This is a genomic window from Litorilinea aerophila (assembly GCF_006569185.2).
GTDB classification, from domain to species: domain Bacteria; phylum Chloroflexota; class Anaerolineae; order Caldilineales; family Caldilineaceae; genus Litorilinea; species Litorilinea aerophila.
In genome coordinates, this window is the sequence record NZ_VIGC02000011.1 from 85261 (window position 1) to 109059 (window position 23799).

Consider the following 23799-nt stretch of genomic DNA (forward strand, 5'->3'; position numbering starts at 1 on the left):
CTGGCGGCCCGGCCATTTCAAGGCCCTTACAGACATCCGACAACCGGGGTTGAAATTGCCTTTAACCTCCTTTGCGCGCGCCGGTTAGTCCCCCTTCAGCACACCGTTCACCGCTGCCGAACCCACTCCCCGCCAAATTGGCCCGCAACGCTCCCCAAAATGATGGTAGGATCTCCCGCGGGTTTCTGCCCGACAAGGCCGGACAGACCGGCCGGCCTGAAGGCAAGGGGAGACTTCTGCCCGGGACCTCCTTTTCCCCGGGGAGATCTGGCGAGATGCGGTCTCCCATCCAAGAGCACAAAACCAACATGGGGAGTTATCCGTGATGCCGAAAACATATCGCAAGAGTGGACGAGAAAAAAGAAACCGGCTTTTCCGCCAGGCTCTGCTGTGGGGATGGATGGTTCTGCTGGTGGGTGGGTTGGTTGTTGGCTGTACCCCGGCGCAGGAAACCGGGCGCGAGGAGACACAGCCTGTCCCGGCAGCTTCAGCCGATGGGGAAGGGCGCCGGGTGGCCCACGCCATGGGCGAAACCCAGGTCCCATGCACGCCCCAACGGGTGGTCACCCTGGGCCAGGGGGCCACGGACGCCGTCCTGGCGCTGGGGTTGACGCCGGTAGGTGCCGTGGATCCCTGGGGTGGGAAGTGGTACGCCTACCTGGGCGACCGCATGGCGGACGTGCCTTCCGTGGGTAGCGAGACCGAACCCAACCTGGAGACCATTGTCGCCCTGGATCCGGACCTCATCCTCGGCAGCCGCCTGCGCCACGAGGCTATCTACGACCAGTTGAGCGCCATCGCGCCCACGGTCTTCGCCGAGACCATCGGCAAGGCCTGGAAGGAAAATTTCCAACTCTACGCCCAGGCCCTCTGCCGGGAGGAACAGGGCCAGGAGCTGCTGGCTGCCTGGGAGGCGCGCATCGCCGACTTTCAGGGCAAAATGGGCGAGCGCCTGCAGACCCGGGTATCGCTGGTCCGCTTCCGGGCCGATGAAGTGCGCATCTACACCACCGGCTTTCCCGGCTCTGTGCTGCGGGAGGCCGGCCTCTCTCGCCCCGAAAGCCAGCAGGTGGACGACTGGGAGAACGCGCCCCAGGTCATGACCCTGAGCAAAGAGCAGATCCCCCTCATGGATGGCGACATCCTGTTCTACATGGTCTCGGACTGGGAGAACAACGAAGGCAGCCAGATCCAGGCCGAGTGGACGGGACATCCCCTCTGGCAGACGCTCCAGGTCGTCCAACAGGGGGCCGTCTACCCGGTCAATGAAGAGCACTGGAACCTGGGCGGCGGCATCCTGGCCGCCAACCGCATGCTGGATGACCTCTACCGCTTCTTCCTGGGCGAAGAAGCCACGGAACCCGCGCCGGCCACCACGGCCTTCCCCGTCACCATCGAGCACAAATTCGGCACCACCACCATTCCCCAGGCGCCCCAGCGGGTGGTGACCGTCGGGTTCAGCGAACAGGATCCGGTCCTGGCCTTGGGCGTAAAACCTGTGGCCGTGCGGGAATGGTTCGGCGAACAGCCCTACGCGATCTGGCCCTGGGCCCAGGACGAGCTGGGCGACGCCACGCCCCAGGTGTTGCGCATGCCCTTCGGCGAATTGAACTTCGAAGCCATCGCCGCGCTCCAGCCGGACCTGATCGTGGCCACCCATGCCGGAATCACCCAGGAGGAATACAACCTCCTGGCCCAGATCGCCCCTACCCTGGCCCAATCGGCCGCTTACCCCGATTTCGGCATGCCCTGGCAGGAGCAGACCCGCATCATCGGGCAAGCGCTGGGCCGCCCGGAGCAGGCCGAAGCCCAGATCGAGAAAGTGGAAGCCCAGATCGCTGAAGCTGCCCAGCAGCACCCGATCCTGGCCGGCAAAACCGTGGCCTGGATCACCCCGGCTGGCGAGCCTGGACAGTTCTGGGTCGTAGGGCCGGACACGCCGCCCATGCGCTTCCTGACCGCCCTGGGCCTCTCCTATCCAGACGAACTCCGAGCCCTGGTGGGAGAGCTGGACTCCGCCCAGATCAGCAGCGAACGCTTGGACCTGCTGGATGTGGACGTGCTACTGGTGCGAGCTGCCAACGAGGAAGAACGGGCCGCCATCGAAGCAGATCCCATCTTCCAATCCCTGGGCGTATTCCAGGATAACCGCGTCATCTTCTTTGTCGGCGCCGATGACCCCATCTACGGCGCGCTCAGCTTTAGCACGGTGCTCAGCCTGCCCTATGCATTGGAAGAGCTGGTTCCTCAACTGGTCCAGGCAGTGGAACGTTCCTGATGGCGACCGTCACCACGACAGCCCCCCATCTACAAGATAGCACCTACTGCAATGTACTCGCCCGACAGAATGGGCTGGACCCGGGCGGCCACGCCGGCCATTTCGACGACGCCGTGCTGGTGGAAACGCCCTTGCCCTGGCGGCGGGATATCTACCAGACGGCCGGCCCACTGCCCCAGGAGCTGATTGACCTGCTGGCTTTGTGGTTGGAACGCTACCGTCAAACCGGAATCTACAACCACCGCCCGCTCCTGATCGCACCGGACCCCGACTATTCAGAACCCGGGTATCGACGTGTGATCTTCTACCGACGCCCACAGGAGCCCTGTGCCCACTTCCATAAGACCGAGTATTCGGTCCCGGAAGCGAAAGTGGGGCCGTTGCTCTGGGCACTCTTCCAGGATCGGGAGGGGTTGGCGGCCTTTGAACCCTACCGCCGGCCGGAAGCAGAGCGGCTGCGGGACCTGCTGGTCTGTACCCATGGGACAGTGGACGTGGCCTGTGCCAAGTTCGGCTATCCCCTCTACCGAAACCTGCGCCACGAAATCGCCAGCCCAGATCTGCGTATCTGGCGGGTGAGCCACTTCGGCGGCCACGTGTTCGCGCCCACCTTTCTGGATATGCCCACAGGCCATTACTGGGCCTACATGGATGTAGCGGAAAGCGAGGCTGTGCTCGGCCGCACCGGCGCTCCCGCCGCCCTGTACGGCCACTATCGAGGCTGGGCCGGTCTGCCGACAGGCTTTGCCCAGGCAGTCGAGCGGGAGATATGGCAACAGGAAGGGTGGCAGTGGTTTGACTATCCCAAGGCCTGCACCGTGTTGGAGCAGGATACGGACGGCGCTTCCCCCAGGTGGATGGTGATTCGAATGGACTTCCGGCGAACCGACGGTTCATCCGCCGGCTACCTGGCTCGGGTGGAAATTTCCCACACGGTGGAGACACGGCCCTCTACCCGCGGCGCCGATGCCTACGCCTACCCCCAATATGAAGTCTCCTGGCTGAAACTTGTGACGTGAAGTCCCCCAAAGGATCAAAATCAGGTGAAAGGTCTATAAAAAATGAATTCGCACAAAGTCTCCTACCAAACAAGGCGTCATCCACTGCTGACCCTGGGGCTGATCCTGCTGTTGCTGCTGGCCGGATGCGCAGCACCGGCTGCTCCGGACAGCGCCCCATCCCCCGCGCCCACTCCACTTACCGTGGACCATGCCCTGGGTGAAACGGAGATCCCCACCACGCCCCAGCGCATCGTTGCACTGGAGTGGACCTACGTGGAAGATCTGCTGGCGTTGGGTATACAGCCCGTGGGCGTGGCCGACATCGCCGGCTATGAAGAGTGGGTGCAGATCCCAGTGGAACTTGCCCCGGATGTCACCGACGTGGGCACCCGCCAGGCCCCCAATCTGGAGACCATTGCCGGCCTGAATCCCGACCTGATCGTCGCCCCAGCTTTCCGGATTGCCGACATTTACGAACAGCTGAGCGAAATCGCGCCCACCCTGGCCTTCGACGCCTACCCCACCGACCCCGAGCAAACCCAGTACGAGGAAATGCGCCAGACCTTCCTCACCCTGGCCGATGTGGTGAACCGACGGGCAGCAGGCGAGGCCGTCCTGGCGGAGATGGAAGACACCTTTACCGCAGCTAGACAGGCCATTGAAGCGGCCGGCCTGCTGGGCGAGCCCTTCGTCCTGGCCCAGGCCTTTGGGCAGGACACCGTCCAGGTGCGCCTCTTCACCGAAAACGCCCTCGCCGTCCAGATGGTGGAGCAGATCGGGCTGGAAAATGCCTGGGAAGATGCCACTTTCCAGCAGTACGGCTTCAGCACCGTCAGCGTGGAGGCCCTGCCGGATCTGGGCGACGTCCATTTCTTCTACGTGGTGCAGGAGGAGAATAACGTCTTCGCCCGGGAAGCCGTCCGTCCGGTGTGGGAGAGCCTTCCCTTTGTTCAGAATGGCCATGCCTATCCCCTGGGCGGAGACACCTGGCTCTTCGGCGGCCCCCTCTCGGCCCAGGTCCTGGTCCACGCCATCCTGGACGCCCTGGGCCTGGCGCTCCCCGCGGAGACGGCCTTCCCCGTCACCATCGAGCACAAATTCGGCACCACCACCATTCCCCAGGCGCCCCAGCGGGTGCTCTCCCTGGGCTACAACGACCAGGATCCCATCCTGGCTCTGGGGGTGGTCCCAGTGGCGGTGCGCTACTGGTTCGGCGATCCAGGCGATCAGATCTGGCCCTGGGCCGAGGAAGCCCTGGGCGATGCCCGGCCGGCCATCCTGAACATGCCCTTCGGCGAATTGAACTTCGAAGCCATCGCCGCGCTCCAGCCCGACCTGATCATCGCCGTTTCCGCAGGCATTGACGAGGAAGAGTACGCCCTCCTCTCCCAAATCGCGCCCACGGTGGCCCAGTCGGACGCCTATGTCAATTTCGGCACCCCCTGGCAGGAGCAGACCCGCCTCATCGGCCGGGCCCTGGGCAAGGAGGCCCTGGCCAACCGCCTGGTGGCAGAGATGGAAGCCCGCTTCGCCCAGGCCCGGGAAGCCCATCCGGAGTTCGTGGGGGCCACCGCGGCCATCGCCTCCCCGGCCGGGGAAGGGCAGTTTTTCTTCTCAGGCCCCCAGCACGAACGCCAGCGGGTCCTGACTTCCCTGGGCTTCGTGTTGCCAGAAGAGCTGGCCCAGATTGCGGGCGATTCGTTCTACGGCACCATCAGCGGCGAACGGCTGGACCTGCTGGACACCGACGTCCTCATCTGGACTGTGTCCAGCCCGGAACAGCGGGCCGCTATCGAATCGAACCCCCTGTACCAGCAGCTGGCCGTGGCCCGGGAGGGACGGCACATCTTCCTGGATACCTCCGGCAGCGGTGAGCTGGTGGGGCCGGCCCTGGTCTTCAGCAGCGTGCTCAGCCTGCCCCTGGTCTTCGACGAGCTGGTGCCCATGCTGGCCGAACGGCTCCAGCGTTAGGTGAAGGTGCCATGGGTGTGGTAACCACTTCTACCGCTTCGGGTGGGCTCCGCCTGGTCCGGTCCCGTGGCGGCCTGGTGGCCGGACTTGTGCTGGGTCTGGCGCTGCTGTTGGCGATCCTGCTGGCCAGCCTGGCCTTTGGCGCTGCGGAGATCCCCCTCCCCGAGGTCTGGGCTGCCCTCTTTGCCTTCGACGCCGGCGCCACCAACCATTTGATCGTGCGCACCTTGCGCGTGCCCCGGGCGCTGGTGGCGGCTTTGGTGGGGGCGTCCCTGGCCGTGGCCGGCGCCCTGGTCCAGGGTCTCACCCGCAATCCCCTAGGGGATCCAGGCATTTTGGGCATCAACGCGGGCGCAGCGCTGGGGGTGGTGGTGGCCGTCTTCCTCTTCCAGATCCACACCCTGTCCCTCTTTGCGCTCTTTGCCTTTGCCGGCGCGGCCTTGACCGCGACGGCAGTCTACGGGCTGGGCGCATGGGGGCGGGGTGGCCCCACGCCCCTGAACCTGACCATCGCCGGTGCGGCCCTGACGGCGCTGCTTTCGTCCTTCACCACCGCCATCCTGATCTTGAACCAGCGCACCCTGGAAGAAGTTCGCTTCTGGCTGGCCGGTTCGGTGGCGGGCCGGGATCTGGCGCTGTTGGCCCAGGTTGCACCCTACCTTCTGGCCGGCCTGATGCTGGCCTTTGGGCTGGGCCGCCAGATCACCACCATCACCCTGGGGGATGACGTGGCCCGGGGTTTGGGGCAGAACACCGCCTGGGTCAAGGCTCTGGCTGCGCTGGCGGTGGTGCTGCTGGCCGGTGGCTCCGTGGCGGTGGCCGGGCCCATTGGCTTCATCGGGCTGGTGATCCCCCACATGGTTCGTTTTTGGGTGGGCGTAGACTACCGCTGGGTGTTACCGTATGCCGCGCTGGCCGGCGCCATCTTCCTGCTCATCTCCGATGTGGCAGCACGGCTCCTGCTACGGCCTACGGAGCTGCCCGTGGGCGTGATGACAGCCCTCCTGGGCGGGCCGTTCTTCATCTATCTGGTGCGCTGGCGGGTGCGGAGGTAAACCGATGGGCAAACAGGTTGGACAGGAAAATACGCCAGCCCCCTGGCTGGTGGTCCGGGGTGGACGGCTGCCCCTCTCCGTCCGGCTGGACCGGCGGGTACCCTGGGTGCTGTTGGTGGGCCTTCTGGCCACGCTGGCCGTGATGGTGGTCAACATGGGCGTGGGCGAATATCCCATCCCACCGGTGGACGTGCTGAAGACGGTGCTCCACCTGCCCACAGGCAACAGCGACCACTCGTTCATCGTGAACACCCTGCGGTTGCCCCGCATGCTGGTGGCTGCCCTGGTGGGGGTAGCCCTGGGCCTGGCCGGCGCCATCCTCCAGGCGTTGACCCGGAATCCCCTGGCTTCCCCGGGCATCCTGGGTATCAACGCCGGGGCGGGCCTGGCCGCGGTCTCCCTGATTGTGCTCTTTGACCGTGTGTCAGCCAGCCTGCTGCCCCTGGCTGCGTTCGGCGGAGCGTTCCTGGTGGCCCTGGCCATTTACGGGCTGGCCTGGCGCGCCGGGGACTCCCCCACCCGCCTGATCCTGATCGGCATCGGGCTGACGGCCGTGGCCCAGGCCCTGACCACCCTCATGATCACCTTTGGGGACATCAACAACGTCCAGCGGGCGCTGGTCTGGCTGACGGGCAGCGTCTACGGTCGAACCTGGGACGAATTCTGGGCCCTGTTGCCCTGGCTTGTTCTGCTGGGGCCCGTCGCCCTGTTGCTGGCCCGGGACCTGGACGCCTTGAGCCTGGGCGACGAGGTGGCTCGGAGCCTGGGCAGTCCGGTGGATCTGCAGCGGGGAATCTTGCTGGGGGTGGTGGTGGGTCTGGCCGGCGCCGCGGTGGCAACGGCCGGGACCATCGGCTTCGTGGGGCTCATGGCGCCCCACATTGCCCGGCGGCTGGTGGGTCCTGGGCATCTGGGGCTGCTCCCCACGGCCGGCCTCACCGGTGCGTTTCTGGTGGTCACGGCTGATCTGGTGGGACGCACCCTGCTGGCACCCACCGAGTTGCCCTGTGGCCTGGTCACCGCCGCCATTGGTGCCCCCTTCTTTCTGTACCTATTGTGGCGCCAACGGTCGTGAAGGGTTCACCAAAAAGAAGTGCGTGACCGTTACCCACCCATCAGCCGAAACTGATAGGTTCCCCCGACGGATAACGGCCACGCAGGAACTACTATACCACCATCAAGAATTTCCTGCAAATTTGATTTAACGTTGCTGACAATTCATTACTACTGCAATCCAGCGGAATGCTTACGGCAGATATTCAGCGCGGCACTACCCCTGGTGGAAACCGTGGACAAACTTTGGCTGGGATCCACAGTTCACAATCGCCGGAGTTTGGCCATCGGATGCTGTAGGGGCGCTGCTTGCTGCGCCCGGCACGGACAGGGCATGTCACGGAGAGGGCGGCGCCCAGGGGGCTCCCGCCTCTGGGCCCCTGTCCCTACATCCTGCACCGACAAATGTGAAATATACCCTCGCCTTTTCGCCTTTTTTTGTCCTTGACGCAGACCTCATAGTATGATACATTACGTCTGCTTGGGAGCGCTCCCAAAACCACGCAAGGCATTCTTCGCATGACATTCCCAAGCACAGCTTAGTTGGAACATTACCCTATTTCTTCCACAAAGCGAAATATTTACAAGCTGTTCTCTTTTCATTGATTTGAAAAGAGAGACTCGCACAATAAACTGCGCTCTCTAAATCAGAATCTGGGATGCATTCTTCCCGCTTCCCAGGGTTCTGTTGACATCTCGCCTGGCAAAAAAGATAGCAACTGCGCCAAGAAGCAACCAAAAGACCTGTAGCAATACCCGATCAGGTACAGTGCCCCCAAAGAAACCTGGTTTTCAAGTTAAACGGCGTTTCACCGTACCTCGATCTCACAGGTTCTAAACCTTACGGACGATGACGAATGACTCTCGAAGAGATTGCTCGTCTGGCGGGTTGCTCGCGCTCAACAGTCTCGCGGGTGATCAACAATGATCCAAACGTGCGAGAGGAAACGCGGAAACGGGTGCTGCGTGTAATCAGGGAGCAGGATTTTCAGCCCAATCCTGCTGCGAGGGCGCTGGCAGGCCGTCGCAGCAGGGTGATTGGTCTGGTAATCCCACAGCCGCTCAGCACCATCTTCTCCGATCCTTATTTCTCGACATTGATCCAGGGCTGCGCAACGGCGTGTGATGAGCGTGGATACTATCTCATGCTTTCGTTGGTGTTGCGGCAGGCGGATGATACCTATCGATGGCTGATTCGCACTCGACACATGGATGGCTTGCTTGTCGCACCACCTCTGATGGACGATCCGTTTATCCCCCATTTGCTGGACAGGTGCCTTCCGCTTGTCATGATGGGTCGCATTCCGGGACGCGCAGACATCCCGACGGTGAATATTGACAACGTCAATGGGGCAAAGCTAGCGACTCAGCACTTATTGAAACTTGGCTATACACGGATTGCCACTATCACCGGAGCCATGAACCTGGTTGGCGCCATCGATCGCCTGGAAGGTTTTCTCAATGCGTTGCGGGAGGCAGGTATTGACCCTCCGGAGGAATATATCCAGGAAGGTGATTGGTCGGAAGCGAGTGGAAAGCGGGCCATGGAAAACCTGTTGCAGGTGACACCGCCTCCTCAGGCTGTATTCGCCGCCAGCGACAACATGGCCATCGGAGCAATCAAGGCGATCCAGGCAGCGGGGTTAAGGGTCCCCGACGATATTGCTGTGGTGGGATTCGACAATATGCCAATGGCCGCGATGGCCGATCCTCCCCTGACTACTATCAATCATCAGATTGAGCGAATTGGGTTTCTGGCAGCTACCACATTGATTGACAGATTGGAGACGCCTCCGGCCTGTATGTCGGACGGCGATGTTCAACATGTTTTATTGCAACCCGAGCTGGTCGTTCGGATGTCCTGTGGACAGTCGCTACAGCATGGGGTTGTTCCATAAGGGATAGGACCAAAGACCGCGTGTCCCGAGAGAAAGGAGGTGCAGGCTACCTACAGGTTCTGCCGCTTCTCGTAGATATCTATTCACCGTAACAGGAACCTTCTTCACCCCTTTTCAGGAGGCAAGCATGAGATCTCGCTTCAACCTTTGGATTGTCCTGCTGCTCATCACCGGCATGGTGCTGGCGGCCTGCGGTGGCGGCGCAACATCCCCCGAGCCAGCAGTAGAGCAGCCAGCTGCCCAGGAACAAGCCGCCCAGGAGCAGCCTGCGCAAGCAGCAGAAGCGCCCGCCACAGCTCCGGCGGAGGCTTCCGCCCCGGTGGATGCCAATGCATTGCCCCGCGACGAGACCCTCTACTACAACGGTTTCCAGTGGGGCCCCGTGGTCGGTTGGAATCCCTACTCCAACAGCAACAACAATGGCATGGCCATCGCCCAGCAGGACAACGCCCGGGTGACCATGTTCGAAACCCCATACCTCTACAACATGCTGGACGGCAAGCAGTATCCGCTTCTGGCGGACGGCGACTGGTCGTGGAACGAGGATCGCACCGAGATCACCTTCAAGATCAAGCCCGCCGCCCGCTGGAGCGATGGGACACCGGTGACTGCCGAAGACGTTGCCTACACCTGGGCTACCCACGTGAAGTATGAGACTGCGATTGGTGCTGCAAACAAGGCGTACATCGACACCATCGAAGCAGTCGATCCCCAGACCGTTGTGATTAAAGCGAAGCTGGATGAAAATGGCCGAGCGGTCAACCCGCTGATCGTACAGGCGTACCTGAGCAGCTACTACGTGATCCAGAAGGCCTGGACGCAGAAGCTGGAAGAGCGCAGTGGCGGCGACCCCACCAAGCTGATGGCAGACCCGGCAGAGGATGTGGTCTACTCCGGTCCCTACGGCAAGTTCTTCGCCGATGACACCAAAGTCGTGCTGGTGCGCAACGACAATTACTGGGGTCAGGATCCCAGCATGTGGGGGAAGCTGCCGGCGCCCAAGTACCTGGCCCACACCATCTTCAAGGACAACGCGGCCGGCACCACGGCTCTCGCGGCCGGCGAGGTGGACGTCAGCCAGCAGTTCAACTCCAACGTCCAGGACCTATGGGAGAAGCAGAACCTGCCCATCTCCACATATCTCCCAGACCCGCCCTACCACATCGGCGCCAGCCTGCCGACTGCCTTCTACAACCTGAAGGCGCCTGGCCTGGATCAGGTCTGCATCCGCAAAGCCATTGCCATCGCTGTGGATTATCGGGCCATCGTCGCCAACGCCATGACCAATCAGTCCGCCACCTTCGAGCAGGTGCCTCGTTCGCTGATGAATCCAACCCCCTTCGAGCAGGCTCTGTACAACCGGGAAGCAGTCCGGGAGTTGCAATGGGTGGGTAATGACATTGAAGGCGCCAAAAAGCTGCTTGACGACTGTGGCGTGGTGGACACCGACGGTGACGGCTGGCGCGAATACAATGGCGAGAAGCTGAGCTACGTGGCCACCTGCCCCAACGGCTGGTCCGACTGGCAGGCCGCCATCGAGATCGTGGCTGCCGCCGGCAAAGAGATCGGCATCGACATTACCACCAACTTCCCCGAATGGTCGGTCTACCAGACTGTCGTCACCAAATCTGACACGCCGCTGCCGCCCGGCTATGAGATCTTCATGATGTGGAGCGCCGGGGCTGGCCCGACGCAACCCTGGGGTCGCATCCGCAACCTGCTCAGCTCGGAGTGGATCGGCCTGCCCAGCAACTGGAGCGGCAACTGGGGTCAGTACTCCAACCCAGAGGTGGACGATCTCCTGGCTAAGATTCCTCATGAGACGGATGAGGCCAAGTTGAAGGAGATGTACACACGTTTGGTGGAGATCTACCTGACCGACGTGCCTTCCTTCACCTTGATGTATCGCCCACAGAACTTCCACACCGTCAACGAGAGCGTCTGGACGAACTTCCCCCACGAGGGCGACGGCACCAACCCGCCCGTCCCGCCGCTTAACCTGACGGATGGCTGGAGCATCGCTGGTCTTTACAACCTCACCCTCGTAGAGCCATAGCGGATGGCCGAGACCCTTGCCGGGACGCGTCCCGGCAAGGGTCTCGTTTTCCCCGTTCCACTCTTGTTATGTGCGGTTGAGGCACCGCTTTCCGTGTTGTGAAGTCGGTGGCTGTTGACAAGCCAAAGGAAGGATCCCGTTGAAAGGCTACACCCGATATTTCCTCGTTAAATTCGGTTGGTTTCTGGTCACCTTTGTCTTCGCCTTTGTGCTGAACTTTACTTTGCCCCGCCTGATGCCCGGCGATCCGGTAGCCGCGATTGTAGCCCGACAGGCGCAAGGCATGAGCAACCCAACCGGCGTGCAGGCAATCTACCAGCAATACACCGAACTTTTCGGTACCAACAGGCCCATCATCGAACAATTTTTCATCTATGTGCGCAACGTGTTTCGCGGAGACTTTGGCTTTTCGTTCAGTCAATATCCCCGTACGGTGGCGGAGGTGATCGGCGCTTCGATTGGTTGGACCCTGATCTTACAGTTTCCGGCCATCCTTGTGGGCTGGATTTTGGGCAATGTACTCGGTGCCATGGCCGCCTATCTCAAAGGTGGCTTTGATAAGATGGTTATGCCCACTGCTCTCTTCCTGAGCAGCTTTCCGGCTTTTGGCATGGCCATCATCTTACTTGTGATCTTCGCTGTACAACTGAAGTGGCTGCCCACATCGGGCGGCTATGGCTACAACCTGATCCCCAGCCTGACGCCCACCTTCCTATGGTCGGCATTCGTCCACTACCAGCTGCCCTTTTGGTCCATTGTGCTGATTGCCATCGGTGGCCAGGCCATCGGCATGCGCTCCATGTCGATCTACGAGTTGAATGCGGATTACGTGAAATTTGCCCGCTTTATGGGCATCAAGGACGACAAGATCGTGGCCTACGTCTTCCGCAACGCCATGCTGCCCCAGGTGACCGGTCTGGCCCTCTCCATCGGCACGATGGTTGGCGGCGCGCTGATCGCCGAGATCGTGTTCAGCTATCCTGGCCTTGGCACGACGCTTTTGAATGGCATCATGGGGCAGGACTATCCCCTTATCTCGGCTGCAACCTTAATCATCACGTTCATGGTGTTGACAGCCTTTTTTATTCTGGAGATCGTATACGGCCTGATCGATCCACGCATCAAGGCCGCCCAGTCTGATTAGGATGGAAGCGCCATGCAGCATACTTTCAGGCAGATTTTTCGCTCCGGCAAGTTTATTATCGGTTTCACGATTTTGATGATGATCCTCCTGATGGTCATCATCTACCCCTTGTTGTTCCCCTATCCACCCCTTCAGATTATTGCCCAGGGCACCTTCTTTCCCCCCGGCGTCTATGTAAGCGTCTACGATGCCATCAACGCGCCGGCGTTGTACACCCTTAACCTGGAAGACGCCGACCTGAAACGCATTGCCAACAGGTTAAGCCAGGAAGATCGGGAGGCCATGAAAGAGTGGCTGGTCTCCTTCGGCGTGCCTGAAGAAGAAATAGACATCGAGAATACCGAACAATTGCTGTCCCAATGGAACGCCAACTACGACCCCAATCTGCGCTTGCCCGGCATGACCTTCGCCCGGCAGCGCTATTTTCAGCGCGTCAACGCGGCCATTGATGGACTGCTCTCCACCGAAGGGGCCATCGTCGCCACCCGAGATCCTGAGACGGGCACGTTGGAGGAAAAAACCGTCATCCAACAGACGGACTACGCCAACGTAGACCAGATCGCCAATGTGCGCGTTCTCCCGCTGGGGACTGATAACTTTGGCCGCGATGTGCTGCCACAATTGGTTGTCGCCACGCGGGTCTCGCTGCTGATCGGCCTGGTCGCGGGGCTGATCGCCACGACCATTGGCCTGTCGCTGGGATTAGTGGCCGGGTACATTGGCGGGCTAATCGATGACGTTATCATGTTCGTCACCAACCTGTTCACCGTCATCCCCGCCTTTGTACTGTTAATCCTCATCTCCTTCAGCATCGGCCAGGACAGGCGTGGGGCCATCACCATCGCCATCGTGATCGGCTTCACCTCCTGGGTGTGGACGGCGAGAGCCGTACGCTCTCAAGTGCTTTCCCTGCGCAATCGCGACCATGTCAATCTCTCGAAACTTTCCGGGCATTCGGTATTTCGTATCATCCTCATCGACATTCTGCCCTATATCGCCTCCTACGTGGTCATGGCCCTCATCCTGCAGATCTCGTCGGGCATTCTGGCAGAGGCCGGCCTTTCCATCCTGGGGTTAGGGCCGCGCACCACTGAAACACCGACCCTGGGGCTAATGCTGAACTGGTCGATGATCTACCAGGCCCACATTTTGGGCAAGTGGTGGGCGTACCTGCCCGTGCTGATCACGATCGCCCTGATTTCATTCTCCATGAATCTCATGAACACCGGACTGGACCAGGTGTTTAATCCTGCGCTAAGGGATTGAGTGAACCGATGGGAAAAATTATGCTGGAGGTGCGTGATCTTACTACCAAATATGTCACGCGCTATAAAGAGGATGTCTACGCCGTCGATCACGTCTCGCTAAAGATCGAGGAAGGCAAAACTCTCGGCATTGCCGGCGAATCGGGTTGTGGAAAATCGACCCTGGCCCTAAGCCTGATGGGCTATTACTTTCCGCCGCTCCATTACATGAGCGGCGAGATTATCATTGATGGGCACAATATCACCGGCATGAAACCGGACGAAGTACGTAAATCGATCCTGGGCAAGGAGATCGCCTATATTCCCCAGGCGGCCATGAACGCGCTGAATCCCACCCGGAAAGTGATCGATTTCATCGGTGATGTGATCCACGCCCACGATCCAACCTGGACCAAGAAGCAGATCTACGACCATGCCCGCGCCCTCTTTGAACGCCTGGGGCTGCCGGCAACGGTGCTGCACAAATATCCTGTCGAACTTTCGGGTGGGATGAAACAACGCACGGTGATCGCCATTGCTGTCATCTTGAGGCCAAAGGTGCTGATCGCCGATGAACCCTCATCCGCCCTGGATGTCACCTCCCAAAAGATGGTCATCAAAATGCTGCGGGACATGATGGAGAGCGGTTTCATCAAAGCCATGATCTTCATCACCCACGAGCTGCCCCTCCTCTACAACGTCGCCGACGACATCATGGTCATGTACGCCGGACAGATTGTGGAAAGAGGCACCTCTAAACAGGTCGTCTTTGACCCTCTCCATCCCTATTCAAAAGGGCTGATGGGATCGATCATCGTGCCGGAAAGTGGCCTGCGCAGCGTCAAATTGACTGCTATCCCCGGCTCGCCCCCCAACTTGAAAAACCCGCCGCCAGGATGTCGCTTCGCCGATCGCTGTAAATATGTGCGGCCAGAATGCCGGGCCATTTCGGTGCCTTTGTACGATGCAGGCTATGGCCGCGCCTATCGGTGCATCATACCGGAAGAGGAGTTAAGGAGGGCTTACGATCATGGCCAGTAACGGACAACCATGTCTGAGCGGCCGAGGCGTGACCAAAATCTTCGGCTTTGGTCGCACCAGAACCGTCGCCGTCGACCACGTGGACTTTGACTTTCACGAAGGCGAAATCGTCTCCATCGTAGGTGAGTCGGGCAGCGGTAAGACGACCCTGGCCAAAATGTTGCTGGGGCTGATCAACGTGACCGAAGGAGAGATCTATTTTCAGGGGAAGAAGCGAGATCTCAGCTCCGGCCGAAAACGGCGAGAGTACTGGCGCAATATCCAGGCGATCTTCCAGGACCCCTTCTCCTCATACAACATTTTTCAGAAAATCGACTCCGTCCTACTCGATTGTATCCGAATGCGCGGGGGTGGCAGGCTACCTCGGGAACAGAAAATTGAGATGATGACAGAGGCGTGTAGTTTCGTCAACCTGAAGTTCGCCGAACTCACCAACAAATATCCCTTCGAGCTCTCAGGTGGGCAGATGCAGCGCCTCATGATTGCCCGTATCTTCCTGCTTAAACCCAAGATCCTAGTGGCGGATGAACCTACCTCCATGATTGACGCCTGTTCACGTGCCACCATCCTGGACTATCTGATGAAACTACGTAACGAAACCGGCATGACGCTCATCTTCATTACCCACGACATTGGCCTGGCCTACTACGTCTCCGACACCATCTACATCATGGAACACGGACGCTTTGTAGAAAGCGGTACCGCCGACGACGTCATTCTTCATCCCAGACAACCTTATACCCGCCGTCTGATCAGTGACGTACCGAAAATCTACGAGGAATGGGATCTCTCCACTGTGTAATCAACTGGCATTATCTTTGCACTTTAGGTTTTAGCCACAGATTCCACGGATCACACCACATCTGAGGATGCCCCCTCCGCACATGCCCCCCATCCGGACGCGGAGTCGGCATCCTCAGATGCCGACCCCAGAGATAATATACCCGGTCACGGCCGTTCCAACCAACCCAACAAAACCGGCTCCCTGGCCAACTCCTCGCCGGCCCGGCTGGGAACGGCGAAATCCCCCCCAAAGGGTTGGAGGCCCACCTCCACCCGGTATCGTCCCGGGCCGGCCCACGTCGGCCAGGAGATCTGATACACATCCTGGATCACCACACCCTCGGGCCACCAGTCGGTGCTCCAGCGGCCATAGCCCGGGGAACGCCGCCACTCCCAGACCAGGCTGCCGTCTTCGGCCACCACCCGCACGACGGTACGCCAGTCCTGGGTGGGCGGCTCCTCGCTGCGCCAGTAGAGGCGGATGGGATCCGTCAATTCCCAGTGGACCAGCGACAGTTCGCCGAAGCGGATGGGCCGACCTACGGCGGGTACGCTCGCCGGAGGGACGGGCGCCGGCGGCGCCATGCCCGTTCGTATCACCCCCACCAGGCCATACACGCTCAACAGGGAGAGGCCCACAACCAGCGCCCAGGCTAAAACCCCTCTCCCCCTGCCAGGTAGCCAGGCATCCAGGCCCGCCACCCACAACACCGCCAGCGCCCCCAGGGCCGGGAAAAGGAGTCGCCCCTGATCCGTGCCCAGGGCGACCAGGGAATAGCGCCAGATGCCCAGGGCCACCCCACCCGCAGCCACCAGCAATAGGCCCAGGACGATCCGCTCCTGATCAGGTCCGCCTCGCCAAAGGCGACGCGCCAGGCCCAGGAGACTCACCAGCGTCAGGAAAGCCAGAAAGCCGTAGATCCACCCCGCCATGGGCATGTGCCCCGCGCCGCCAAACTTGCCCCAAAAGGAGACAAACCAGCCCTTGAGCAGCCACCCGGTGTCGCTCCAGCCCCAGGGCGCGGTCCGCTCATCCACCGTCTGCCGCACCAGGGCCATGCCCAGGGGATCACCGTACAGCCGCCAGTTGCGGATGAACCAGGGGCTGGCCAGGGCCACCGCCGGCACGAAGACGGCCACCAGGCTGCCCAGCCAGCGCCGCCAGGTCTTCCACAGCGTGGCAGCCATGGCCAACCCAGAGGTGGAGGTCGGCCTGTGGCCAACGGCCGCACCGGCCACCACGGCCAGAGCCACCGCCGGCCACAGCCCCGAGGTGCTGACCTTGGCCAGCAGCCCCAGGCCCAGGGCCAGGGGTGTCCACCAGCCACTGCGCCACCCCCAGCGGCCGCCAGAGCGAAACAGGGCCAGCCCCCCCCAAAGCGCCAGGGTGCCAAAGAGGGCGGCCGCGTTGTCGTTGTTCACCGACCCGCCGATGAAATTGAACTCCGGCAGGCAAGCGGCCATCGCCGTGGCCGCCAGCGCCAGGAGCGGCTGGCCCGGCCAGACGGTGGTGGCCAGGCCATAGATCGCCAGCACGGTGGCGGTGCTCAACAGGACGGACCAAAAGCGGGCCAGGTGGAAGGCCAGGACGCTCTCTCGCCAGGGCCAGGCTTCCAGGCGGGTGTGCACGAAAAAGTTGGGCGATCCATACGCCGTCGGCTCAATGTGGACATCCGGGTTGGCCCGCAGGAAGTCGAAGCGAGGGCCGGCAGGCAGCGCCACGAGAGCGGCGGTCCCGTGGTACAGGGGCGGGTGCTTGCTCTGGGTCACCCGGGGCCCCACGGGCAGTTGCCCCTCCTGGGCCAGATAGACCACAAAGGCCCAGTGGTCGGCCTCGTCGGGTGCCTCGCCCGCCGGGTTGAAGACGCTGTAGCTCCCTGCCAGCAGCAGGTGCAGGGCGGCCAGCAGCACTGCGTACAGACGGACTCGTCGGGGGCTCATGGGCGAACCTCCACCTGCCCGATGGCCAGCCGGGGCGTTGGATGGCCGACCGGCTGGAGCGGAGCCTCGGGCTGGCCCGGCGGATAGAGCCCCACGTACACCGTGTAGGTGCCCGGCGCCAGGTCGGCCGGCACAGGCACCTGGTGCTCATAGACCAGCACCTGACCCGGCAGCCAGCGCTCCGCCGGCGTGTACAGCCCGGCCAACGGCTCATCCCGCTGGGCCACCATCTCGCCACCTGCATCCACCAGGTGCACGAAGGTGGTCAATGGCTGCCCCCCCTCCTGGACGGACCAGAAGAGCCGGACGGACAGAAGATCCCCAGGGCCAGCCGCCCCGATGACGGCACCTTCCAGCCGCACCGGTCCATAGTTCACCCCCACTGCAACGGGATGAACTGCCCGGGCGAACCAGCCCAGGCCATCGCCCACCAGCAACAGCACAAAGGCCAGCCCGAAGACCAGCTCCAACGGACGCCGTCGTCCGGCCAGCAGGGCCACGACCAGGCCGCCCAGGCTGCTACAGGCCAGCCCCAACAGCACCGCCGGCGTGGGCGTCCAGCGGAGGTCCAGGCGGTGGTTGCCGGCCGGGACGTCTACCGCCAGGAGTGCCAGGGGGCCGTCTGGCTGAACCTCCACGGGACGGCCATCCAGGCGCACCTGCCAGGCCGGATAAAAAAACTGGTGAAAGCGCAGGGTAAAGTCTTGGGCTGCCGTGACGAGCCAGCTCCCCCCCAGATAGGGCTGCTGGAGAGGCTCGGCGCGCCAGGAGACAGGGTCCACCTGGAGCTGCTCCTCCTGGGGAACCGTGGGCGCCCGGCCCACTGCCCACCGGGCCTCCTGAACCCAGCGGGGCAGAAATTCGGCCGTCCAGGTGGCGCCCACCTGGCCATGGTCGGCATCGAACTGCCACATCTGTTCTCGAGTGAGCAGCGCCGGGGTGTAGGGAGCCGGCTGAGGGCTCAGCCCGGCCAGGGCATACCAGACCCCGTAGACACCCACCACCGCCGCAGCCAGGAGTCCTCCCCCACGTCGCAGCCCTGGGGTCAGCCGCCAGCCTGCCTCCAGGAGCAGCGCCGCGCACCAGGCAAAAGCCGGCGCCAGCAGGGTCTGCCAGCGCCAGGGGAACTGCAGCTTCTCCAGGACCGCGCTCCCCAGCATCCACAGGGGCGCGCTGGCCCCGGTGGTCAGAAACAGGGAGAGGCCGGCGATCCCCAAAGCCGTGGCCAGGGCGCCCCGGCCGGGCACAGACGCCCCCATGCCCAGGACGCCCAGGGCCAGAATCAGGGTGGGAAGCAGATAGGAAGGTGCAGGCACCGTGGCCGCGGCGGCATCCGGATAGGGATAGCGCCACAGGCCGGCCCACAGCTCCCGCCAACCTGCGAAATGGCGGACGAAGCCCGCGTCGGGGGGGCTGCTTCCCAGGGAGACCCAGGGGACTTCCAGCACCGCGGGCAACAGCTGCACCCCGGCGAGGGCCACCCCCATGATCACCGGTCCGCCCAGGGCCATCCCCACCCGCCAGAATCGGGCCCAGGATCCCTCCCCAGCAGAGGACCACAGCCGGGCGGCTGCCAGCACAGGAAAGAGCAATCCGGCCATCATCACAGCCATCAAAGCCGTCAGGTTGTGGGTCAGGAAAAGGCCGGCCCAGGCCAGGCTGAGCCAGAGGAAGACGGGCCGACGGAACAGGGAATGCTCGCCCTCCGTCGCCCGCAGGAGCCGACAGGTCAGCCCGGCGATGAGGGGCAGCCAGAGGAAAGCCGCAAACTCAGGCAGGGCGCCCCGGATGAACAGGTCGTAGAGGCGGTAGGGGAAGGCCAGGTAGAGGAGAGCCCCCCAGAGGGCCACGGCAGGCCGACACCAGCAGCGCAACAGGGCGATCATGGCCAGGCCGGACAGGCCATACCAGAGGGCCAGACCCAGCCGGGTGGCGCTGAGCAGGTCCAGGCCGGCCAGGTGGAAGAGCGCCGGCCCGTAGTAAAAGGCCGGCGCATAGAAGTTCAAGACGGGATACCCATAGCCAAAGGCGAAGTCTGGAAACCAGCGGGGCCACAGGACGCCCATGGAAAGCGCCTCGGCCAGGGCCCGCACCCGATGCAGATGGAAGAGGCCATCCGGCGTCTCTGGCCAGGACGCCGTACTCCAGAAAAGGGCGAGGCCGGCGCCCAGGCACAAAGCCACATAACCCACCCGACGACGCCAGGCCGGGCCAGGGGCGACGGTGAAGGCTTGCATCGCGGACGGTCAGGCCGCCCCCTCCCCTGGGGAAGTGGCGGAGGATTCGGCCTCGGGCTCCTCTTTCTCGGGCTCTTCCTTGATGGAACGCAGGTGGGGAAAGAGGATGACCTCGCGGATGGTGTCCTTGTCGGTGAAGAGCATGGTCAAGCGGTCGATGCCCATGCCGAAGCCACCGGTAGGCGGCATCCCATAGCTGAGGGCCTCGATGTAATCCTCGTCGATGGGGTGGGCCTCATCGTCGCCATGGCGCGCCCGGTAGTTTTCATCCACGAAGCGCTGCCACTGGTCGATGGGATCGTTGATCTCGCTGAAGGCATTGCAGATCTCCATGCCGCCGATGAAACCCTCGAACCGCTCCACCTGCCGGGGATCGTCCGGGGTCGCCTTGGCCAGGGGGCTGATGTCCCGCGGGTAGTCGATCAGGAAGGTGGGCTGGATCAGCTCCGGCTCCACGTGGCGGGCCAGCAGGCTGTCCACCAGCTTGCCCCAGCTGCTCTTGGGATCGGGCTCGTGGCCCAGGCGGCGCATTTCCTGAGCCAGGGATGCCGCGTCTGGAAAGGCCTCGTAGTCGATGCCGGTCGCGTCCAGGATGGCCTGGCGCAAGGAGATTCGGCGCCAGGGCGGTTTCAGGTCGATGGTCTTGCCCTGCCAGGTGATCTGGGTGCCCCCGGTGACCTGTTGGGCCACGTAGGCCAGCATCTCCTCGGTGCGCTTCATGACACCGTTGTAGTCGGCATAGGCCTCGTAAAATTCGAGCTGGGTGAACTCCGGGTTGTGCTTGAAGCTGACGCCCTCGTTGCGGAAGTCCCGCCCGATCTCATAGACCCGGTCGAAGCCCCCCACGATCAGACGCTTCAGGTAGAGCTCGAAGCTGATGCGCAGGTAGAGATCCTGGTGAAGCTGATTGTGATGGGTGACAAAGGGCCGGGCTGCAGCGCCGCCGTAGATGGGCTGCAGGATGGGCGTCTCCACTTCCAGGAAGCCTTCCCGGTCCAGGTACTCTCGCAAGGCCCGCACGATAGCCGCCCGGCGGCGGAAGACCTCCCGCACCTCCGGGTTGGCCAACAGGTCCACGTACCGGCGACGGTAGCGGGTCTCCCGGTCCCGCACGCCATGCCACTTATCGGGCATGGGCTTGAGGGCCTTGCTGAGGAACTGGATGGACTGGGCCTCCACGCTCAGCTCGCCAGTTTTGGTCACCACCAGGGGTCCGGTGACGCTGATGAAGTCGCCCAGATCGATCAGCTTCTTCCAGATGTCGTTGTACCAGCCTTCGGGCAGGCTGTCCCGGCGGACTAGGATCTGGATCTGGCCGGTGCCATCTTCCAGGTCGGCGAAGCTCATCTTCCCCATGATGCGGATGCGCTTGAGCCGACCTGCCACCGAGACGGGGCCCTGGCTGTCGGCGCCCGATTCGTACAGGGCCCGGGCCTGGGCGATGGTGTGGGTACGCCGGGCGCGGGCGGGGTAGGGCTCAATGCCGGCCTCCATCAGCGCCTGCAGATTTTGCAGGCGTGATCGTTCCTGATCGGTCAATCTTTCCGACTCAAACGGAGAAGGAGTGGTTGAATGGCTCACGCGGCAGTTCCCTTTTCAGGCTTGAATCCACTGCAAAAGCCACAGATTTCACACTCCGTGGCTTTTGGCAGTCAGGAAGGCTTTATTCGATCTTCAAGATTTCAAAGACGATTTCACCGCCAGGAGAATTGACTGTGACCGATTCGCCTACCTTCTTGCCCAGCAAGGCCTTGCCGATGGGGCTCTGGTTGCTGATGCGGCCATTGGCAGGGTCGGCTTCCAGCGAACCGACGATGGTGTAGGTCTCTTCGTAATCGGTCCCCACTTCCCGCACGATGACTGTGCGGCCCAGGGCAATTTCATCCGCTGGCTGGGCGGATTCATCAATCACCTGGGCATTTTTGAGGATGTTTTCCAGCTCTCGGATGCGGCCTTCCAGGAAGCCTTGGGCCGTTTTGGCCTCATCGTAGCCGGCGTTTTCGCTGATATCGCCTTCCGCCTTGGCATCAGCGATCATCTGGGCCACTTCCTTACGCCGCACCGTCGTCAAATATTCGAGTTCCTCCTTGATCTTCTGGAGTCCCTCAGCAGTCAGGTAGACAGGCTTGTTCGTACTCATGGCGATCTTCTCTCTCCACTACAATCTCTCGCAAATACCACGGCGGAAATCGGTCCGCACACACACCCATGGATGCCCACGCTGGATTCCCGCCGGGATTTGCTGCAATCTGACAACCCTGCCGACACGGTACCTTGCCCGGAATCGGTCATGCCCTCGTGTTCGGCACATGAAACAAACAACATCAAGCAAACAAACGCAGGTCCATGGGACCGCTTTCATGGCGTCTTTAAAACGGGACGCCCGACCGGAAAGGTTCCTGTACAGTGCAGCCATGAAAAACACCGCCGAATTCCGGCGGCGCGTGCGGTTCGCTGGGTTCACACCAGGCCAGGCCCATCTACCGCCACCTAAACGCCTAACCGCTCCCCACAGGTTCGCCTGCAAAGCTGGCAACTTCAATGGTGACGATGGAAATGGACGGGGCCGCACACATGGGAAATGGACGAAAGTAATCGGCCGACCTGTCCTGTCGGACAGATCGGCTATCCGTCTAACATAGCAAAACCCGGCAGAAATTCTGCAGAACCCCATCTGTGGGAAACATGCGAGCGAATTTCTGCCGGCCAATTTCTACCGTGGTGCTCCCATTAACATGTGATAGTATAATCCATATCAACCAATTTGCCAAATCCACGCCAAGGAGCCCAAGGAGCCCAACGAGCCAACATGGATGCCCAGACCTTTGACCGCTTTGCGCCATTTTACGACCAGGACTATCGCCACTATGACGAGGATCTGCCCCTCCTGGTGGACCTTGCCCAGGAGTGCGGGGACCCGGTGCTGGAGCTGGGCTGCGGCACGGGCCGGGTGGCCATGGCCCTGGCCGCGGCCGGATGTCAGGTGACGGGGGTCGATCTCAGCCCAGCCCTGCTGGCCGTGGCCCGGCGAAAGCTGGCCGACTCGCCCTTCGCCGGGCAGGTTCAGCTGGTCCAGGATGACCTGCGCCACTGCACCCTGGAGCGCCAGGACTTCGCCTTCGCCTGCTGTGTCAGCAACACGCTGATGCACTTTACCACGCCGGAATCACAGATGGACGTACTGCGCAACGCCCACCGCCATCTGCGCAGCGGCGGTCGCCTCTTCCTGGCCCTCTTCAATCCGGATGTCCGCCGCCTGACCGAGGTCAACGGCCTGATGGAACTGGCCGACCGCTGGGAAGACGAAGAGGCCGGTACTTCGGTCATCAAATGGAGCGTGCGCACCGTAGACTGGGCCGCGCAACTGCAGGACACCCTCTTCATCTACGAAGAGCTGCTGGCCGACGGCTCCGTACGCCGGACGGCCTGCCCGTTCACCCTGCGCTTCCTCTGGCAGCACGAGGCCGAGCTGATGCTCCAGGCCGCTGGCTTCCAGGTAGAAGCGGTCTGGGGCGATTACGAATGCAGCCCCTACGACGATCAGGCGGAATCTCTTCTCCTGTTGGCCCAGAAGTAGGATGGCGTCGCATCGAAGGATGCTCACTCCGCGAATGGGCAACCATCGCAAAGGGTTGAATCCGTGCCATTCGTGGCCTTTAGCGGCAGCAGCAGATTGTGCATTGTGGAACAAATGGTGGCCAGCTCACGTTGTATGAGCCGTGGGATGGTATAATGATCCCCGTGAAGGTCAGGGCGGCCGGAAGTCAGGATGACAGCGTCCATCCGGTTCCGCCCCTGATCCGTGGATGCCAACGTAGATGCACTTTAACACCAAAGATTGGAGTGACAGACCATGTACGCCAATGAGAACCTGATGGTCATGTTGAACCTGGGTCGAGATCAGTATGAAGAGCGCCTTCGGGAGGCCGAAGCCCGTCGGCGTGTCGCCCGGTTCACTCCTGCCGGGGAATCCTGGTGGGATCAGTTGCAGCTTCACCTGGCCGATTGGCTCATCGCCGCAGGCCAGCGGATGAAGCGGACCCATGGCCACGGCCACTCCCACCCCGCCTCTGCCTGACACCAGGACAGATCGCCCG

Annotated in this window: 17 protein-coding genes; 13 read left to right on the plus strand and 4 right to left on the minus strand. The window is 62.1% G+C overall.

The annotated features are described in order from the left end of the window. Window positions 1-325: 325 nt before the first annotated feature. The 11 genes from FKZ61_RS10350 (at window position 326) to FKZ61_RS10400 (ending at window position 15543) form a co-directional block, all read left to right on the plus strand. Window positions 326-2278, plus strand: a complete 1953-nt coding sequence (locus FKZ61_RS10350) for an iron-siderophore ABC transporter substrate-binding protein (protein ID WP_141610043.1) — start codon at window positions 326-328, stop codon at window positions 2276-2278. Then, window positions 2278-3297 (plus strand): sucrase ferredoxin, encoded by a 1020-nt coding sequence (locus FKZ61_RS10355; protein ID WP_141610044.1) that lies wholly within the window; start codon window positions 2278-2280, stop codon window positions 3295-3297. Before FKZ61_RS10350 ends, FKZ61_RS10355 begins: the two co-directional genes overlap by 1 nt. Window positions 3298-3339: 42 nt before the next feature. Next, window positions 3340-5250 carry an iron-siderophore ABC transporter substrate-binding protein gene (locus FKZ61_RS10360; protein ID WP_211358510.1) on the plus strand — a complete coding sequence of 637 codons (1911 nt, stop codon included), beginning with the start codon at window positions 3340-3342 and terminating at the stop codon, window positions 5248-5250. Window positions 5251-5261: 11 nt separating this feature from the next. Next, window positions 5262-6305, plus strand: a complete 1044-nt coding sequence (locus FKZ61_RS10365; RefSeq protein WP_141610045.1) for a FecCD family ABC transporter permease — start codon at window positions 5262-5264, stop codon at window positions 6303-6305. Window positions 6306-6309: 4 nt separating this feature from the next. Next, window positions 6310-7380: a FecCD family ABC transporter permease gene (locus FKZ61_RS10370; RefSeq protein ID WP_141610046.1), complete on the plus strand. Its 1071-nt coding sequence runs from the start codon at window positions 6310-6312 to the stop codon at window positions 7378-7380. 835 nt (window positions 7381-8215) lie between these two features. After that, entirely contained in the window at window positions 8216-9256 is a 1041-nt protein-coding gene (locus tag FKZ61_RS10375; protein WP_141610047.1) for a LacI family DNA-binding transcriptional regulator, read from the plus strand. 127 nt (window positions 9257-9383) lie between these two features. Continuing rightward, window positions 9384-11312: an ABC transporter substrate-binding protein gene (locus tag FKZ61_RS10380; RefSeq protein ID WP_141610048.1), complete on the plus strand. Its 1929-nt coding sequence runs from the start codon at window positions 9384-9386 to the stop codon at window positions 11310-11312. Between the two features lie 139 nt (window positions 11313-11451). Then, window positions 11452-12456 carry an ABC transporter permease gene (locus tag FKZ61_RS10385; protein ID WP_141610049.1) on the plus strand — a complete coding sequence of 335 codons (1005 nt, stop codon included), beginning with the start codon at window positions 11452-11454 and terminating at the stop codon, window positions 12454-12456. A gap of 12 nt (window positions 12457-12468) precedes the next feature. Then, window positions 12469-13722, plus strand: coding sequence for an ABC transporter permease (locus tag FKZ61_RS10390; protein ID WP_141610050.1), 1254 nt, complete (start codon window positions 12469-12471; stop codon window positions 13720-13722). 8 nt (window positions 13723-13730) lie between these two features. Continuing rightward, window positions 13731-14741: an ABC transporter ATP-binding protein gene (locus tag FKZ61_RS10395; RefSeq protein ID WP_170199545.1), complete on the plus strand. Its 1011-nt coding sequence runs from the start codon at window positions 13731-13733 to the stop codon at window positions 14739-14741. After that, complete coding sequence (locus tag FKZ61_RS10400; RefSeq protein ID WP_141610051.1) at window positions 14731-15543, plus strand: ABC transporter ATP-binding protein; 813 nt, start codon at window positions 14731-14733, stop codon at window positions 15541-15543. The genes FKZ61_RS10395 and FKZ61_RS10400 overlap by 11 nt, the downstream gene beginning before the upstream one ends. 146 nt (window positions 15544-15689) lie before the next feature. Here the strand turns inward: FKZ61_RS10400 and FKZ61_RS10405 are convergent, their stop codons facing one another. The 4 genes from FKZ61_RS10405 to greA all read right to left on the minus strand — a co-directional run bounded on the left by FKZ61_RS10405 (window position 15690) and on the right by greA (window position 21842). Beyond that, complete coding sequence (locus FKZ61_RS10405) at window positions 15690-17465, minus strand: hypothetical protein (RefSeq protein ID WP_141610052.1); 1776 nt, start codon at window positions 17463-17465, stop codon at window positions 15690-15692. Then, window positions 17462-19702, minus strand: a complete 2241-nt coding sequence (locus FKZ61_RS10410; RefSeq protein ID WP_141610053.1) for a hypothetical protein — start codon at window positions 19700-19702, stop codon at window positions 17462-17464. Before FKZ61_RS10410 ends, FKZ61_RS10405 begins: the two co-directional genes overlap by 4 nt. Before the next feature lie 9 nt (window positions 19703-19711). Next, complete coding sequence (gene lysS / locus FKZ61_RS10415; protein ID WP_268251955.1) at window positions 19712-21241, minus strand: lysine--tRNA ligase; 1530 nt, start codon at window positions 21239-21241, stop codon at window positions 19712-19714. 124 nt (window positions 21242-21365) lie between these two features. Beyond that, window positions 21366-21842, minus strand: coding sequence for a transcription elongation factor GreA (gene greA, locus FKZ61_RS10420; protein WP_141610054.1), 477 nt, complete (start codon window positions 21840-21842; stop codon window positions 21366-21368). Window positions 21843-22511: 669 nt separating this feature from the next. Here greA and FKZ61_RS10425 point away from each other — a divergent pair. After that, window positions 22512-23279, plus strand: a complete 768-nt coding sequence (locus FKZ61_RS10425; RefSeq protein WP_141610055.1) for a class I SAM-dependent methyltransferase — start codon at window positions 22512-22514, stop codon at window positions 23277-23279. 276 nt (window positions 23280-23555) lie between these two features. Beyond that, window positions 23556-23780 (plus strand): hypothetical protein, encoded by a 225-nt coding sequence (locus FKZ61_RS10430; RefSeq protein ID WP_141610056.1) that lies wholly within the window; start codon window positions 23556-23558, stop codon window positions 23778-23780. Window positions 23781-23799: the final 19 nt, after the last annotated feature.